This is a genomic window from Halomonas sp. Mc5H-6 (assembly GCF_024124705.1).
In the GTDB taxonomy this organism is placed as follows: Bacteria; Pseudomonadota; Gammaproteobacteria; order Pseudomonadales; family Halomonadaceae; genus Vreelandella; species Vreelandella subterranea.
The window spans coordinates 92,463-108,212 of record NZ_JAMXSI010000012.1; the positions used below are offsets into that span (position 1 = coordinate 92,463).

General features: G+C 59.5%; 14 protein-coding genes. 5 read left to right on the top strand and 9 right to left on the bottom strand.

The genetic code is table 11. The features are described from left to right. Positions 1-3: 3 nt before the first annotated feature. The 4 genes from NH395_RS15225 to NH395_RS15240 all read right to left on the bottom strand — a co-directional run bounded on the left by NH395_RS15225 (position 4) and on the right by NH395_RS15240 (position 4,697). On the bottom strand, positions 4-1,581 hold the full coding sequence (locus NH395_RS15225; protein WP_253026067.1) for an aldehyde dehydrogenase (NADP(+)): 1,578 nt from the start codon (positions 1,579-1,581) through the stop codon (positions 4-6). Positions 1,582-1,656: 75 nt separating this feature from the next. Beyond that, positions 1,657-2,940, bottom strand: a complete 1,284-nt coding sequence (locus NH395_RS15230) for a TRAP transporter large permease (RefSeq protein WP_253026069.1) — start codon at positions 2,938-2,940, stop codon at positions 1,657-1,659. Between the two features lie 3 nt (positions 2,941-2,943). Then, positions 2,944-3,537, bottom strand: a complete 594-nt coding sequence (locus NH395_RS15235; protein WP_253026071.1) for a TRAP transporter small permease — start codon at positions 3,535-3,537, stop codon at positions 2,944-2,946. A gap of 83 nt (positions 3,538-3,620) precedes the next feature. Beyond that, complete coding sequence (locus tag NH395_RS15240) at positions 3,621-4,697, bottom strand: TRAP transporter substrate-binding protein (protein WP_253026073.1); 1,077 nt, start codon at positions 4,695-4,697, stop codon at positions 3,621-3,623. A gap of 248 nt (positions 4,698-4,945) precedes the next feature. Between NH395_RS15240 and NH395_RS15245 the strand changes: the two genes are divergently transcribed. Genes NH395_RS15245 through NH395_RS15260 form a run of 4 tightly spaced genes read left to right on the top strand, consistent with a single transcriptional unit; the run spans position 4,946 to position 9,513 of the window. Next, on the top strand, positions 4,946-6,748 hold the full coding sequence (locus NH395_RS15245; RefSeq protein WP_253026075.1) for an IlvD/Edd family dehydratase: 1,803 nt from the start codon (positions 4,946-4,948) through the stop codon (positions 6,746-6,748). Between the two features lie 47 nt (positions 6,749-6,795). After that, positions 6,796-7,737: a DMT family transporter gene (locus NH395_RS15250; protein ID WP_253026076.1), complete on the top strand. Its 942-nt coding sequence runs from the start codon at positions 6,796-6,798 to the stop codon at positions 7,735-7,737. A 31-nt stretch (positions 7,738-7,768) separates the two neighbouring features. Continuing rightward, positions 7,769-8,539 carry an FCD domain-containing protein gene (locus NH395_RS15255; RefSeq protein WP_253026077.1) on the top strand — a complete coding sequence of 257 codons (771 nt, stop codon included), beginning with the start codon at positions 7,769-7,771 and terminating at the stop codon, positions 8,537-8,539. 47 nt (positions 8,540-8,586) lie between these two features. Then, a complete protein-coding gene (locus tag NH395_RS15260) occupies positions 8,587-9,513 on the top strand; it encodes a Gfo/Idh/MocA family oxidoreductase (protein ID WP_253026078.1) in 927 nt (308 codons plus the stop codon). Between the two features lie 19 nt (positions 9,514-9,532). On the opposite strand, the gene NH395_RS15265 is transcribed toward NH395_RS15260, so the two are convergent. From NH395_RS15265 to NH395_RS15285, 5 genes are all read right to left on the bottom strand, one after another. Beyond that, complete coding sequence (locus NH395_RS15265; RefSeq protein ID WP_253026079.1) at positions 9,533-11,107, bottom strand: aldehyde dehydrogenase (NADP(+)); 1,575 nt, start codon at positions 11,105-11,107, stop codon at positions 9,533-9,535. Positions 11,108-11,138: 31 nt separating this feature from the next. Further along, positions 11,139-12,125: an AraD1 family protein gene (araD1, locus tag NH395_RS15270; RefSeq protein ID WP_253026080.1), complete on the bottom strand. Its 987-nt coding sequence runs from the start codon at positions 12,123-12,125 to the stop codon at positions 11,139-11,141. Between the two features lie 28 nt (positions 12,126-12,153). Continuing rightward, positions 12,154-13,455, bottom strand: coding sequence for a TRAP transporter large permease subunit (locus NH395_RS15275; protein ID WP_253026081.1), 1,302 nt, complete (start codon positions 13,453-13,455; stop codon positions 12,154-12,156). After that, positions 13,455-14,063 (bottom strand): TRAP transporter small permease subunit, encoded by a 609-nt coding sequence (locus tag NH395_RS15280; RefSeq protein WP_253026082.1) that lies wholly within the window; start codon positions 14,061-14,063, stop codon positions 13,455-13,457. The genes NH395_RS15275 and NH395_RS15280 overlap by 1 nt, the downstream gene beginning before the upstream one ends. Positions 14,064-14,137: 74 nt before the next feature. Further along, a complete protein-coding gene (locus NH395_RS15285) occupies positions 14,138-15,157 on the bottom strand; it encodes a TRAP transporter substrate-binding protein (RefSeq protein ID WP_253026083.1) in 1,020 nt (339 codons plus the stop codon). A gap of 202 nt (positions 15,158-15,359) precedes the next feature. On the opposite strand from NH395_RS15285, the gene NH395_RS15290 reads away from it, so the two are divergent. After that, positions 15,360-15,750, top strand: a 391-nt coding sequence (locus NH395_RS15290; protein WP_253026084.1) for a dihydroxy-acid dehydratase, incomplete at its 3' end; no start/stop codon positions are given.

Sequence of the window (15,750 nt, forward strand, 5' to 3'; positions counted from 1 at the left end):
GCCTTATCCCTCGCGCTTGCCGTCGACCAGCCGTGAAACGTTGTAAGGATTGTTATCCTTTAGCGCTTCAGGCAGCAGGCCTGCGGGCAAGTCCTGGTAGCAGACCGGGCGCAGGAAGCGGTAAATCGCGGCACTGCCCACCGAGGTCGTGCGGCTGTCGGACGTGGCGGGGTACGGGCCGCCGTGGACCATGGCGTGGCAAACTTCGACACCAGTGGGCCAGCCATTGGCCAGAATGCGGCCGGCACGGTGCTCGAGTACTGGCAGCAGCCGCTTGGCAGCGGCATGGTCGCCTTCGTCCAGTTGCAGCGTTGCGGTCAACTGGCCTTCCAGGTGTTCCGCCACCCGCTGCATTTCGTCGGCATCGCGACACTCGATCACCAATGAGGTGGCGCCGAAAACTTCGGCTTGTAGCGCTTCGTCGGTCAGAAAGTCGTGGGCGCTGGCGGCGAACAGTCCCGGCTGGCATTGATGGGGGCCATCGCCGGTTTGCCCGCGGGCAACCTCCTTCACGTTAGACTGGCTCGCCAGTGTTGATACGCCGTTCTGATAAGCGTCATGAATGCCGGGTGTGAGCATGGTTTGGGCAGCGCTGCCTTTAACCGCTTCGCCCGCCGCCGCCATAAACGCATCCAGCTCGGCGCTTTTCAGGCCGATCACTAGGCCAGGATTGGTACAGAACTGGCCTGCGCCCATGTTGAGGGAGGCGACGAATCCTTCGGCAATCTTGTCACCGCGTGCCTTCAGTGCTTCGGGCAGCAGGAACACCGGATTGATACTGCTCATTTCGGCATACACCGGGATGGGCTCGGGGCGTGCCTGTGCGGTGGCCATCAGAGCGGTACCGCCGCGACGTGAGCCCGTGAAACCGACGGCTTTGATATGCGGATTGGCAACGAGTGCCTGACCGATCTCGTTGCCCGAACCGAACAGGAGCGAAAAAACGCCGTCGGGAAGCTCGCACTTGGCGACCGCACGCTGAATGGCGCGCCCGACCAGCTCGGAAGTGCCTGGGTGGGCGGAATGCCCCTTGACGACCACCGGGCAGCCTGCGGCCAGTGCTGAAGCGGTATCGCCGCCTGCCACGCTGAAGGCCAGCGGGAAGTTGCTGGCGCCAAATACGGCGACCGGGCCGAGAGGAATGTGACGCTGGCGCAGGTCAGCGCGGGGCATGGGTTGCCGTTCTGGCATTGCCGGGTCGTGGCGCAGATCAAGCCATTCACCGGCACGAACTACCGAGGCGAAGAGCCGTAGTTGGCCGCAGGTGCGGCCACGCTCGCCTTCCAGGCGCGCCTGGGGGAGGCCGGTTTCAGCCACACCACGCTCGGTCAGCTCGTCGCCAATCGCCTCAATCTCGTCGGCAATGGTTTCCAGAAAGCGGGCCCGTGTCTCTAGTGATGTCTCGCGATATTGATCAAACGCTGCTTCGGCGAGCTGGCAGGCTTGGTCCACTTCAAGGTGGTTGCCGCCATGGTACTTCGGTGCCAGGGCTTCACCCGTGGCAGGGTTGGTAGCGTAAATCTCGGCTTCTGAGCCGGTGATGGCCTGTTGGCCGACTAGCAGTGAGCCTTGCAGTGTCATCTGGGCCTCCTTTTAAAGGGCGTTAACTATCGAAAGTTGTTGGCGTCGTGTGATCGGCTTGTAAGCGTCCACTAGTCAGTTACCGCGCACGGCGGTGAGGTCAGGCAGCCAGGTTACAATGCCGGGGAAAGCAATCAGGATGACCAGCACCACCAGCAGGGTGGCGTAGTAGGGCAGCATGGCCTTGACGAGTTGCTCCATGGAGACCTTGCCAACACCGCACCCGACGTAAAGGCAGGTGCCTACCGGGGGTGTCAAAAGGCCGATGCCGAGGATAAATGCCATCAGTACGCCGAAGTACACCGGGTCGATGCCAACGGACTCGACAATGGGGGTGAGCATCGGCGCCATGATGACCATCGCGGGGGTCAGGTCCATGACAAACCCCACCAGCAGCAGCAACCCGGCAACGATCAACAACAGCAGGAAGGGGTCCTGGGTGATCGCCTGGACCTGGGTGACCAGCGTTTGTGGCACCATATTGATGGTTAAAAACCAGGCAATGACGGTGGCGAAGGCCAGCAATAGCAGGACCATACCGGTCAAGCGGGCAGTACGGATCAGCATGCCCCAGAGCGCTGTAATCTTGAATTCGCGGTAGACCACCAGCGATATGAACAGCGAGTAAAGCAGGGCAGCAACGGCCGCCTCGGTGGCGGTGAAGATACCGCCGATGATGCCGCCGATGACGAGCACTGGCAGTACCAACGCCAGCCATGCGGCTTTGAAGGCTTGCCATAACACATCAAAACGGAATTTACGGGTCTGCCCTGCGTGGCCGATGGTGGCCATGATGAAGGTGGTCGTCATGAGCCCGAAACCGATCAGTATCCCCGGCACAATGCCCGCGATGAACAGGCGGCTGATCGACGTCTCGGTGACAATGCCAAACAGAATCAGCGGAATAGAGGGTGGAATAATGATGCCGATGACCGACGAGACGGTGTTGATGGCGGTGGCCTGTGGCGCTGTGTACCCTTGTTTGGTCATCGAGGGGATCATCATCGCCCCGGTGGCGGCGGTATCGGCGACGGCCGAGCCACTAATTCCACCGAAGAACATCGAGCCGGTAATCGCCACCTGGCCCAGGCCGCCGCGCACGAAACCCACCAGGGCACCGGCCAACTCCATGAGGCGACGGGCGATGCCGCCGTTGCTCATGACTTCACCGACCATGATAAAGAACGGAATGGCGAGCAGGGGAAAGCTGTTTACGCCACGAATCGACTGCTCGATCAGGATCGAGAGCGGTATATCAGAGAGCACCGCCATCACCACGGCGGCGATGCCCAAGCCAAATGCAATCGGCAGGCCCAAAGCTAACGAAACAAACAGGATGCCGAGAAAAATCCATAGCATGGTTTAGCAGCCTCCACCGGCGTTCGGCGTTGCGTTGGGGGAACGTATTTGTTGGATGCTCTTCCAGGCGCGCCAGATAGACACTGCACCAATAAAGCATGCGCAAAGCACGAATGAGACGTTAACGAGATTCCAGGGCACATTCAGGATGGCCGTTTGACCGGATGCGCGCGACATCACCAGAAAGCCACCCCAGATGATGACACCCATCAAGACAATGATAATGACGTGCTGGAGCAGATACAGCATATGGGCGGCGCGCGGCTGTAGCCGACGAACCAGGATATCCACGGCGATGTGCTCAAAGCGCGCAAAGGCCGCCGCCGCGCCGAGGAAAATCAGCCAGATGAATAGCATGCGGGCCAGCTCATCGGCCCAGGGCACGGAATTGTTGAACACGGCGCGACCCACCACATTGACCGATACCGAGATGATTAACGCTAACAGCAATGCTGCAATCACGTGTTCCATGGCCAGCGTCAGCCAGCGAAACAACGCGGGCCCCTGGCGCTGCTCGGGGTCGATTTCCAACGGAAGGCGCTGTGGGTCGTCGAGAAAGGCCGCCGTATCTGGAATTTGCGTATCGGGGAAATCCATAAGCTCTCCGCAGAGGCGAATAACGACAAGACAAGGGGCCAGTGCCCCTTGTCTTGGCTAACAGAGCGAAAGTAACGCGACGCTTATTCCGTCATGGACGATTCGGCGATCTGCTGGAATTCCTCTACCAGGTCTTCGCCGATGCGGGGTGCCCACTCTTCATAAACGGGCTGTACCGCTTCCTGGAAGGCGGCAATTTGCTCGTCATCAAGGCGGGTGATCTTCATACCGCGTTCTTCAAGCTGATTACGCGACCAGTCGTCGTACTCGGCGGAAAGCTGGATTTCGTAATCGGCTGCTTTCAGCGCGGCTTCTTGAATAAGCGCTTGGTACTCAGGATCTAAATCGTCCCAAGTGCGTTCGGAAATCATCTTGATAAAAGGCGTGTAGACGTGGCGGGTTTCCGAACCGAATTCCTGAACCTCGTAGAAATTGGAAGTCAGGATAGTGCTCCAGGGGTTTTCCTGGCCGTCAACAACGCCCTGTTCCATGGCCGAGAACAGTTCCCCAAAGGCCATGGGCGTGGGGTTGGCGCCCAGCGCTTCCCAGATATCCAGATGTACCGGGTTTTCCATGGTGCGAATTGCCAAGCCGCGAACGTCCAGGCCTGCGACATCCTCTGGCGAGGAGACTTCCCGGGCGCTATTGGATAGCTGACGGAAACCATTTTCAGAGAACGCGAGGGCTTTGATGCCAGTACCGTCAAAGGCATCGAGCATCTCCTGGGCGGCTTCGCTGCGCATCGCCGCAACAGCTGCTTCTCGGGTGGGCAGCAAGAAGGGCAGGTCAAATACCGCCAGTTCCTCGACGTAGCTCGTTGCGGGAGACGAGGAAGGATAGGTCATATCCAGCGTGCCGGTTTGCAGCATTTCCATCATCTGCACGTCGTCACCGAGCTGGCTGTTGGGGAAGACGTTAACCGTAATGCGACCGTCGCTACGCTGGTCAAGAATATCGGCGAAGTACTCGCTGGAGATGTACTGGGGCGAGCTTTCGGCCAAGCCAAGCCCCATGCGTAAGGTAACGCTGCCATGGTCACCCACCTTCTCGCCATCAATCTCGGGCGGGTCGGAAAGATCAGGCGTTTGCGCGTAAGCCATGCCTGAACTGAGCAGCGTGGCACCGGTCATTAACAGGGTGCGTTTCCAAAGATAATGCATTGTTACTCTCCTTGCGTGCCGCAGAACACTTCACTGAGGGTATTTTGCGAGCGAACTGCAGCGTGGTGTCTGTTGTAGTTGTATGTCAGCGGCGTGGCCTCTGATAGGTAAGCACCGCAATCCCTAGGCTAATGTCTAACGTTTCTACTGTATGTTCAACATATACTTTTGTATGTGTCGACCTGGAAGTGAAGAAAGCGTACCTTGCTTACTAACTTCTATATTCACTCTAGGCGTGGAGCGACACCATGGCCAATTTTCAACGCATAACCCCTGAGCAGTTACGGTCACGCTATTGGTTCGACAACCCTGATCATCCCGGCACCACGGCGCTATGTATCGAGCGCTACCTCAATTACGGCATTACGCTGGATGAGCTGACCAGCGGTAAGCCGATTATTGGTATTTGTCAGTCGGGGTCCGATTTGACCCCATGCAACCGTCATCATATTGAGCTGGTCAAGCGGGTCAAAGACGGTATTCGCGCGGCCGGGGGGGTGCCGTTCGAATTCCCCATGCATCCTATCCACGAAAATGTCCGGCGCCCCACCGCTGCGCTGGATCGTAATCTCGCCTACTTAGGCATCGTGGAGGTGTTGCATGGCTACCCGTTGGACGGCGTGGTATTGACCACTGGCTGTGATAAAACCACGCCAGCGGCATTGATGGCGGCGGCAACGGTGAATATCCCGGCCATTGTGCTGTCCGGTGGGCCGATGTTGAATGGCTGGCGCGGTGCCGAGCGGGTCGGTTCGGGCACGATTATCTGGGAGCTTCGCAAGCGTCTGGCGGCGGGGGATATCGACTACGCCGAGTTTCTTTCCCGGGCCAGCGACTCGGCGCCTTCAATTGGTCACTGCAATACCATGGGCACCGCCTCCACCATGAACTCCATGGCTGAGGTGCTGGGCATGAGCCTGCCAGGCTCTGCGGTCATTCCTGCGCCTTACAAGGAGCGTGCCATGGTGTCCTACGATACCGGCACGCGAATCGTCGATATGGTCTGGGAAGATGTCAGGCCACTGGATATCCTGACCCGGGAAGCGTTTGAGAACGCCATCGTGGCGTGTTCGGCGTTGGGCGGTTCTTCAAACGCGCCGGTACACATTAATGCCATTGCCCGTCATGCGGGCATTGAACTGGATAACGATGATTGGCAGCGGCTGGGCCATGAGATTCCACTGCTGGCCAACGTCATGCCGGCGGGTGCCTTCCTGTGCGAAGAGTTCCACCGTGCCGGGGGCGTTCCGGCGATCCTCCATGAGCTACATACCGCCGGTAAGCTGCACGGCGATGCGCTGACGGTCAATGGCCGCTCCATTGGCGATAATCTGGAAGGCCGCGAAACCCGTGACGCCGATGTGATTTGTCGCTATGCCGACCCGCTTGTCGAGCACGCGGGCTTCCTCAATCTCAAGGGCAATCTATTCGACTCGGCGTTGATGAAGACCAGCGTGATCTCCCGTGATTTCCGCGAACGCTTCCTGAATGACCCCAACGACCCCGATGCCTTTGAAGGCAAGGTGGTGGTATTCGATGGCTCCGAGGATTATCACGCGCGTATTGATGATCCGGCGCTCGACATCGACGCGCGCACCATCCTGGTGATGCGTGGCGCAGGTCCTGTCGGCCACCCCGGTGGTGCCGAAGTGGTCAATATGCAGCCGCCGGAAGCGCTGATCAAACAAGGTATCGAGTCCCTGCCATGCCTCGGCGATGGTCGCCAGTCGGGCACTTCCGGTTCGCCATCGATTCTCAATGCCTCACCGGAAGCGGCTACCGGCGGCGGCTTGGCGCTGCTGGAAAGCGGCGACCGGCTGCGGGTCGATCTTAAGCGCGGCGAAGTGAAGCTGTTGATTGATGCCGGTGAACTGGAAGCGCGCCGCGAGCGCTTGGCCCAGCAGGGGGGCTATCGCTACCCCGGTCACCAGACGCCCTGGCAAGAGATCCAGCGCAGCATGGTGGAGCCGCTGGATCGTGGTATGACGCTGGAGACAGCAAGCAAGTATCGCGATGTGGCCCGCCAGCATCCGCCCAGGGACAATCATTAGAGGGGCGGTCACTAAAGGCCGTTAGCACTAAAAGGGCAAGCACCAGAATGAGTCATTTGAGTACCTTGTCGCATCGTCAGCAGGGCCTGCTGTTGACCGCGGGTGGCGCGATCATTATGGCGCCTGACGCCCTGCTGATCAAAGTGGCCGACCTGCCCGATGCAGAAATTTTGATGTGGCGTGGCTTTCTTTCAGGGTTGGGTTTTCTACTGATCGCCCTGCTGCGCTACGGGCGAGGCACCCTGGCGGCCTACCGTCGCTGTGGCTGGACGGGCATCGCCGTAGCGCTGCTGTTCAGCCTGACCACCTGCGGCTTCGTGTTGGGCAACCAGTACACGAAAGCGGGCAACGTACTGATGATACTGGCCAGTTCACCGTTAATGGCGGCGGTACTCTCCTGGATCATCCTCAAGGAGCGTCTGCCCAGACGTACCTGGTTAGCCATCTTTGTTTGCATGCTGGGTATCGCCATGATCGCTCTTGATGACGCGGGCGCTGGTTCCTGGTTGGGTAACGCTTTCGCCTTGATGGCGGCGACAACTCTGGCGATCAACTTCACCCTATGCCGGACGCGCCCAGGGGTGGATATGAGCCCCATGCTGGTGTTTAACGGTATCGTCGTGGGTAGCATTGCCGGGCTGTTTTGGCTGGCGGGGAGCGAACCGGCCCTGCCAGCCACCAACCAGCTAGCCGTGGTGATCCTGCTCTGTCTGATTATTGTGCCTTGCGGCGTGACGCTGCTGCAGCGCGGGCCGCTGTATCTCCCGTCCGCTGAAGTCGGTTTGCTGTTACTTCTGGAAGTGGTGATAGGCACGCTGCTGGCCTGGTGGATTCTGGCCGAACAGCCAGCACCGGTGGCCATGGTTGGCGGCGTTCTGGTACTGGGTACGTTGAGCGCTAAAGGCCTCTATGAACGGCGGCTGGAGCTGAGACAGCGAGCCGGGCTTGATGCCATTTCAGTGACAGTCGACCGTTCAAATACGTTATGATTGACAGGAATTGAAACAGGGGCCTACCGCATTGACTTCATCTTTAAGGAAACCCGCCGCTCGCCCCAGTATCGCCGAACATCTCGCCGAGGAGATTTTTGGAGGACGTTATCATCCTGGCGATTTTGTCCCCCGTGAACTGGATTTATGCGAACGCTTCGCGATCAATCGCTCAGCGGTGCGCAGCGACCTGCGCCAGTTGGTGGATGCGGGCATTATCGAGCGTATCTCCGGCCATGGCTCCAAGGTGCGTGAATACTCGGAGTGGCATATTCTCGATGCCCAGGTGACCGACTGGTTGACCCGCTATGCGGCGCCCAACCCGGATATTCAGCGCGAAATCCTCGCCTTTCGTCTGGACGTTGAACCCTATGTGGCGATGACCGCCGCCAAGCGTGCCAAGGCGCGGGATCTGGTTGCCATCGAGGAAGCCTTCGAAGGCCTGGGGCAGAACCTGCGCAATGCGACTTGCGAAGAAGAGCGACGGCTGCATAGCGAATGCGATATCGCCTTTCACGAAGCGATTTTCAGGGCGACCCACAATATTGTCTGGGCGCAGCTATCGCATATCCTGCGGCCCTCCATCTATATGCTGATATCCATGTCCAACGAGAGTGCCTCCGACCCTGAAGAGAGCCTGGAGCGCCATCGACATCTCATGGAGAGCATTCGGTTGCGCCGACCCCGTGAGGCTTTTTTAGCTTCCCAAGCGGTGTTGGCGGGGACCGCGGAGGCGCTGGGGCTTGAACATAGCGCCAGCTCATTAGGGCGCTCTGTTGAGCTGCTCCATACCGCACACTGACCCCCGATCACTGTTCTAGCGTGAGCGTTTTCAATTGAGGTAAGCGTATGTCTGACTTCACCCTTGGCCTGGTTGGCGTGGGCAAGATCGTCCGCGACCAGCACCTGCCGGCGATAGCCGCCACCCCGAACTGCCAGCTTGTCGCCACGGCGGATCCTTATGCTTCATTGCCGGATTTACTTGGCTATCAAGGCCTGGAAGCGATGCTGGATGCCCATCCGGATATCGACGCCGTCGCGATCTGTACGCCAACCCACCTGCGCTACTCCCAGGCGCGGGCGGCGCTCTTGCGCGGCAAGAACGTGCTGCTGGAAAAGCCGCCAGGGGCAACGCTAAGCGAAGTGGAGGACCTGATTGCCACCGCTTCCCGGCAGGGTGTTAGCCTGTTTGCCGCCTGGCATTCGCGGTTTGCCCCCGGCGTGGCTCAGGCCCGGCAGTGGTTGAGTGAGCGTCATGTGCAGCGTGTAGAGATCGAATGGAAGGAAGACGTGCGGGTATGGCACCCAGGCCAAGCGTGGATATGGGAGGTCGGTGGCATGGGCGTATTTGACCCAGGTATTAACGCGCTGTCGATTGCCACCGCTATTTTGCCGCAGCCATTTTTCCTGCAAAAAGCACGGCTGCAGGTACCCAGTAATGCGCAAACCCCCATAGCAGCGGAGCTCTCCTTCACCGATCCAGAAGGCGCGGCGATTGAGGCTGATTTTGACTTTCGTCAGCCCGGCCCGCCCACCTGGGATATGCATATCGACAGTGATGGAAGCCGCCTGAGCCTTACTCAGGGCGGCTGCCGTCTAGTGATTGACGGCGACGTCCTCATCGACGCTGAAGAGCGCGAATATCAAGGTCTCTACGCGCGGTTTGGCGAGTTGATCGCAAAAAAACGCAGCGAGGTGGATATTGCCCCGCTGCGCCAGGTCGCCGATGCGTTTCTATACGGTCATCGTGAAACCACCGACGCCTTTATCGAGTAACGTCTCAAGTGACGCTCGTTTATTCACGCTTGCCATCGACCAAACGGGATACCCCATAGGGGTTGCTGTCACGGAGCGCCTCGGGCAGTAACCCTTCCGGCAACGCCTGGTAGCACACCGGGCGCAGGAAGCGGAAAATCGCCGCGCTGCCTACTGAGGTGGTGCGGGAGTCCGACGTCGCCGGATAAGGGCCGCCGTGCACCATGGCGTGGCATACTTCCACCCCGGTTGGCCAGCCGTTGGCCAGAATCCGGCCCGCCTTGCGTTCCAGGGTGGGCAGCAGTTGCTTGGCGGTCGCCAGGTCGCCGTCATCCATGTGTAGCGTAATGGTGAGCTGTCCTTCGACCTGGGAAGCGACCCGCTGCATTTCGTCGATGTCGGCGCATTCAATGACCAGTGAGCTGGCACCGAATACTTCGGCTTGCAGAGCCTCATCCGCCAGGAAGTCGGTCGCACTAGCGACAAATAGCCCGCTTTGGCAAGCATTCGGGCCTTCGCCAGCCTGACCACGGGCGACGTTGCGAACGTTGGGATGATTAGCCAGGGCACCGATGCCATCGTTGTAGGCACCATGAACGCCCGGTGTGAGCATGGTCTGGGCGGCACTACCTTTGACGCCTTCACCAGCGGTGTCGATGAAGGCATCAAGATCGGCACCCTTCACTCCGATCACCAGGCCAGGGTTGGTGCAGAACTGACCGGCGCCCATGTTGAGGGAACCGACGAAGCCTTCGGCGATGGCTTTGGCGCGTGCCTTGAGCGCTTCCGGCAGCAGGAACACCGGGTTGATGGAGCTCATCTCGGCGTAGACCGGGATCGGCTGCGGCCGCGCCTGGGCGGTGGCCATTAATGCCGTACCGCCACTGCGTGAGCCGGTGAAGCCCACCGCCTGAATGCGCGGGTCGGCGACCAGCGCCTGACCGATCTCCTTTCCGGAACCAAACAGCAGCGAGAAGACGCCTTCAGGCAGGTTGCACTTGGCGACGGCGCGCTGAATGGCGCGGCCGACCAACTCCGAGGTGCCGGGGTGGGCGGAGTGGCCCTTGACCACTATCGGGCAGCCAGCGGCCAATGCCGAGGCAGTGTCGCCACCGGCCACGCTGAAAGCCAGCGGGAAGTTGCTGGCGCCAAACACGGCCACCGGGCCCAGGCCAATATGCCGCTGGCGCAGGTCGACACGCGGCATCGGTTCGCGGTCGGGTAGCGCGGGGTCAATGCGCACATCGAGCCACTCGCCAGCCCGTACCACGTTGGCGAACAAGCGTAGCTGGCCGCAGGTGCGGCCACGTTCGCCCTGCAGGCGCGCTTCGGGGAGTCCGGTTTCGGCGACGCCACGCTCGGTCAGTTCTTCGCCGATTGCCTCGATCTCGCTGGCGATGGTCTCCAGGAACACGGCGCGGTCTTCAAGCGAGGTTTCGCGGTAAGTGGCGTACGCCGCTTCGGCAAGTTCACACGCCTGCTCCACTTCCGCTTTGCCGCCGCCGGGGTAGACAGGGTCTAGTGTCTCGCCAGTGGCGGGATTGACGGCTTGAATGTCCGCCTGTTTACCGCTGATGGCCTGCTGGCCAATAAGTAGTTTGCCTTCCAGAGTCATACAGCCTCCTGCTGGTGTGAAAATTCAGTTGTTAAAGCGGTTTCACGCTGATGGCCGGTGCGTCTGCTTCAACCCGAAGCGGGTTGCGCAGGGCGCGGCCAAATTCATGGATATTGATCTCGAAGCGATCGCCTTCGCGCACCTTGATGCCGTCGGCGAAGCTTAGCGTTGCGGTGCCGAAAAAATGCACATGCACATCGCCGGGGCGGCGGAAACCCGGGTATTTAAAGTGGTGATACTCCAGGTTGGCCAAGCTGTGGGCCATATTGGCCTCGCCGGTTAAAAAGGGTTTCTCCCACACGGTTTCGCCACTGCGCTGGATACGGCTGGTGCCCTCCAGGTGCGCGGGCAGCTCGCCAATCAACAGCTCGGGCCCAAAGCTGCAGGCGCGTAGCTTGGAGTGGGCCAGCCACAGGTAGTTGAAGCGCTCCGTGACGTGATCAGAAAACTCGTTACCCAAAGCATAGCCGACGCGCCAGGGTTGGCCATCGTTGCCAATCACGTAAAGGCCCGCCAGCTCAGGCTCCTCCCCCGCATCCTCGGCGAAGGCCGGGGAGGGGATCTCGGCTTCCGGCGCCACCACGCACTGGCCATCGCCCTTGTAGAACCACTCCGGCTGGGCACCAAGCTGGCCTGCATCGGGTTTGCCGCCTTCCACGCCCAGCTTGAACATGCGCATTGAATCGGTCATATCCTCTTCAGCCGCTTGCGCTTTGGCGTGCATCGCCGAGCGGGTATCGGCACTGCCCAGGTGGGTGAGGCCAGTGCCGGTCACCAGGCAGTGCGCCGGGTCGGTATGCGTCAGCGGTGGCAGCAGGCGCTTATCGTCGACCAGCGCCTGGTAATCAAGGCGGGTGTCGGTCAGCGCTTCTGTCACTATCTCGCTGAGCGGCTTACCGGCGCTAATCGCCCGGTTGGCCAGGGTGTAGGTGTCGCCGTCGAGCAGTCTGACCTGCTCGTCGCTCTCGACCAGGGCGGCGCGAACCTGGCCCTGGTGGTCACATTGAATCAATCGCATGGCGTTCTCCTCATGCAGGGGGCGGTTATCATAGTGGCCAAATGGCCAGTTGCGGCCACATCAATAGCGCCGCGAGTATGCACAGCTGAATGGCCATAAAGGGCAGTACGGAAAGATAGATATCCTTCAGGCTGATATCCGGCGGTGCCACGCTTTTAAGGTAGAAGGCGGCGGGCCCGAAGGGCGGTGACAGGAACGACACCTGCATATTGACGGCGAACAGAATACCGAACCAGATCGGGTCGAAACCCAGTTGAGTGACGATGGGCAGAAAGATCGGCAGGGCCAGCATGGCGATCCCGATCCAGTCGAGAAATAGCCCGAGTACCAGCATGATCGCCATCATCACCAGGATGATCACAATCGGCGCGACGTCGAGCCCGAGAATCAAGCTCGACACAAAGCGGTTGCCCCCCATCAGGTTGTAGACGCCTACCAGGGCGGCGGCACCGATGCCGATCCAGATGATCATGCCGCAGGTGTTCATGGTCTGGCCGAGGCTATGATGCAGCATGCTGGGGGTGAACTCGCCGCGCACAATGGTGGCGAGCAGTACGCCGAAAACGCCCATGGCCGCCGCCTCGGTGACCGAGGCGATACCGCCGTAGATAGTGCCCAGCACGAGAAAGGCAATTAGCCCTGGCAGCAGAATGGCTTTGACCGCGTCAAGCTTACTGGCGAAAGGATTGTCCTGGGTGTCTTTATCCAGCGGCGGGCCCAGCGCGGGATTCTTCAGGCAGCGCACCAGCACGTAGGCGATATAGGAGCCCATCAGGATAATGGCGGGCGTAACGGCCGCGGCGAACAGGTCGGCAATCGATACACTGGCGATCAGGCCATAGATAATCAGCACGATGGACGGTGGCATCATGGTGCCCAGGGCGCCCCCGGCACACACCACGCCAATGGAGAGGCGCTTGTCATAGCCCAGGCGCAGCATCTGCGGCAGCGCCAGAATCCCTAGTAGGACGATCTCCCCGCCGATAATGCCCGAAAGGGCGGCCAGGAAGAAGGCCACCACGATGGTCTGCACCGCGACGCCACCCGGGAGACGGCCGGCAAAAACGCGCATGGCGTTAAACAGATCCTTGGCGATGCCGGACCGATCCAAGAGTGATGCCATCAACACGAACATGGGCACTGCCACCAGCGAATACTCGGTGATAAACCCATAAACACGGCTGGTGACCAGCGGCAGCGCCGCCTCGCCAAACCAGCCAAAGGTAAAGGCCATGGCCACCAAGCCGGTGATAAACGCCAATGGAAGACCGGTAACCAACAGCGCGAAAATAGCCCCCACCATGAGGATCGTTGCGGTTGAAATATCCATCAGCGCGTCTCCTCGGTGCCGGTACGGGGCTTCGCCTTAATCGATTGCCATAGATGCAGCAAGGCCTGCAGTGTCATCAGTGTCAGAGCAAAGAAAATCATGCCCTTGACCATGGCAGGAAAGGGCGGATTCCAGGAGGTGCCGGAGCGTTCCAGCGACCATTCGCCGAGCGGGTTATGCGTTGCACCCCAGAACATATAAAAAGCGGCATAGCTCATCGACATGCAAAAAATCAGCGTCAGCAGGTCATTAAAGCGATCCATCCAGCACTTCAATGTTGGCCCTGCGCTGTCGTAGAGCACCTTGACGCGAATATGGCTATTGCGCGCCATGGCTGCTGGGCCGCCCAGCACGAAAATAACGGCGATCAGGAATACCACGGTTTCGTGTACCCAGGAGGTGGGATTGTTAAAACCGTAACGCATGAAAACTTCCACGACGCTAATGCCCATCGCCACCAGCACCAGCCAGGAAATCGCCCGGCCACCACGTACGATCAGACGGTCAAGCGCGTTACGCTCGGGGGGTACCTCCTCTGTTTCGAGGATCTCGGGAAGATCGTGAGTGGGAGGAGAGCGGTATTGATTGTCAGGAGTTTTTTGAGACATGGCGCGACTCTACGCACATCGCTCGGGTCGATGACTTCCCCGAGCGATGCGATGGTTAGTTAAATGACGCTGAGTTAAAGCAGATTGCGCGAGCGCAAAAAGGCGGTGGCTGAGTCATAGATCTTTTGGGTCATTTCATTCTCGCCAGCCCACTCTTGCCACTCCTGCTCTGCCGCGGTACGGAACTTCTGGCGTTCCTCTTCCGGCAAGTTAAAGGGGTGAACCTCAGGGTCTTCCTGAAGCCGTTGCAGTGTCTCGATATCCTGCTCCTTGAGGCGGGCAATCAGGTCATAGGCCATGCCGTCAAAGGCCGTTTGTAACGTCGTCTGCAACTCTTCGGGGAGGCCATCCCAGATATCCTTATTGATCGACACGGCGATCATCGGCATGGAGTGGAAGCCTGGATACAGCGGGTAAGGGGCGAAGGCGTGCAGGCCCATGGCATCGTTATTCGAGAGCACCGTGGAGTCTGCGGCGTCGATCACGCCTTTCTCCAGCCCGGTATACACCTCAGAACCCGGCAGGTTGACCGGCGTGGCACCGATGCGCTCAAAGATGTTGTACACCATGCCTTGCGGTGCACGGATCTTGAGGCCCTCAAAATCCTCGATCGACTCAATGGGAACCGTGGAAGGCACCGACTCTAACGGGAAGGTGGCGGCGGCTATCAGGTGGGTACCATAGGGCTCGACCAGTTCGTTGTAGAGCTCTTCACCGCCGCCATACTTCATGTATTCCAGGAAGTCATAGGGGTTCTGCCAGGCGCCGACAAGGTTGCCGAGCATGCCGAAAGCGGGATCCTGGCCGGAGAAGTAGCTGGGGTCGGTCATATGGCCCTGAAGGATACCCGAACTAACCGCGGTCAGCGTCTCGGTCGGCCCCACCACGGAGTTGATCGGCATGACCTCGATCTCAACCCGGCCGTCGGTCATTGTCGTGATCTTGTCGGCCCACTCCTGTTTGATCTTGAAGCTGGGCTCGCCCGAGGTTTCTGATGCCTGAAATTTCCATTCGTACTCGGCTGCTTGAGCCGTGGAGAGACCCAACAGGAGCACTGAGCCGGTCAGTAGCGAGCTGTATTTCGTTTTGAGCATGTCTCGAATTCCTCACCTTTGTTGTTGTGAAGCGACTATTTGATAGTTCGTGCGAGGGTAATGTTGAACATTAAATGCAATTGTTCAACATATACTTTTGTATGGTCGACCAGTATGGGTGGGTAGTTTAGGGTTTTGCACATTCGGCGCAGGCGCTCTCAGGTCTTCAGCCGTCACTGATTCAAAACAAGGAGTTAACCTCATGGTCAAACGTCAACGTCCGCTGCGTAGCGCAGAGTGGTTCGGCACCGCCGATAAAAATGGCTTCATGTACCGCAGCTGGATGAAGAATCAGGGCATTCCTGACCATGAGTTCCAGGGCAAGCCGATTATCGGGATCTGCAACACCTGGTCGGAGCTGACGCCCTGCAACGCCCACTTCCGCAAGCTGGCGGACCACGTCAAGCAGGGCATCCTGGAAGCGGGCGGCTACCCGGTGGAGTTTCCGGTGTTCTCCAACGGCGAGTCCAACCTGCGCCCCACGGCCATGTTCACCCGCAACCTGGCCAGCATGGACGTGGAAGAAGCCATTCGCGGCAACCCCATGGATGGCGTGGTGCTGCTGGTGGGCTGCGACAAGACCACCCCGGCGC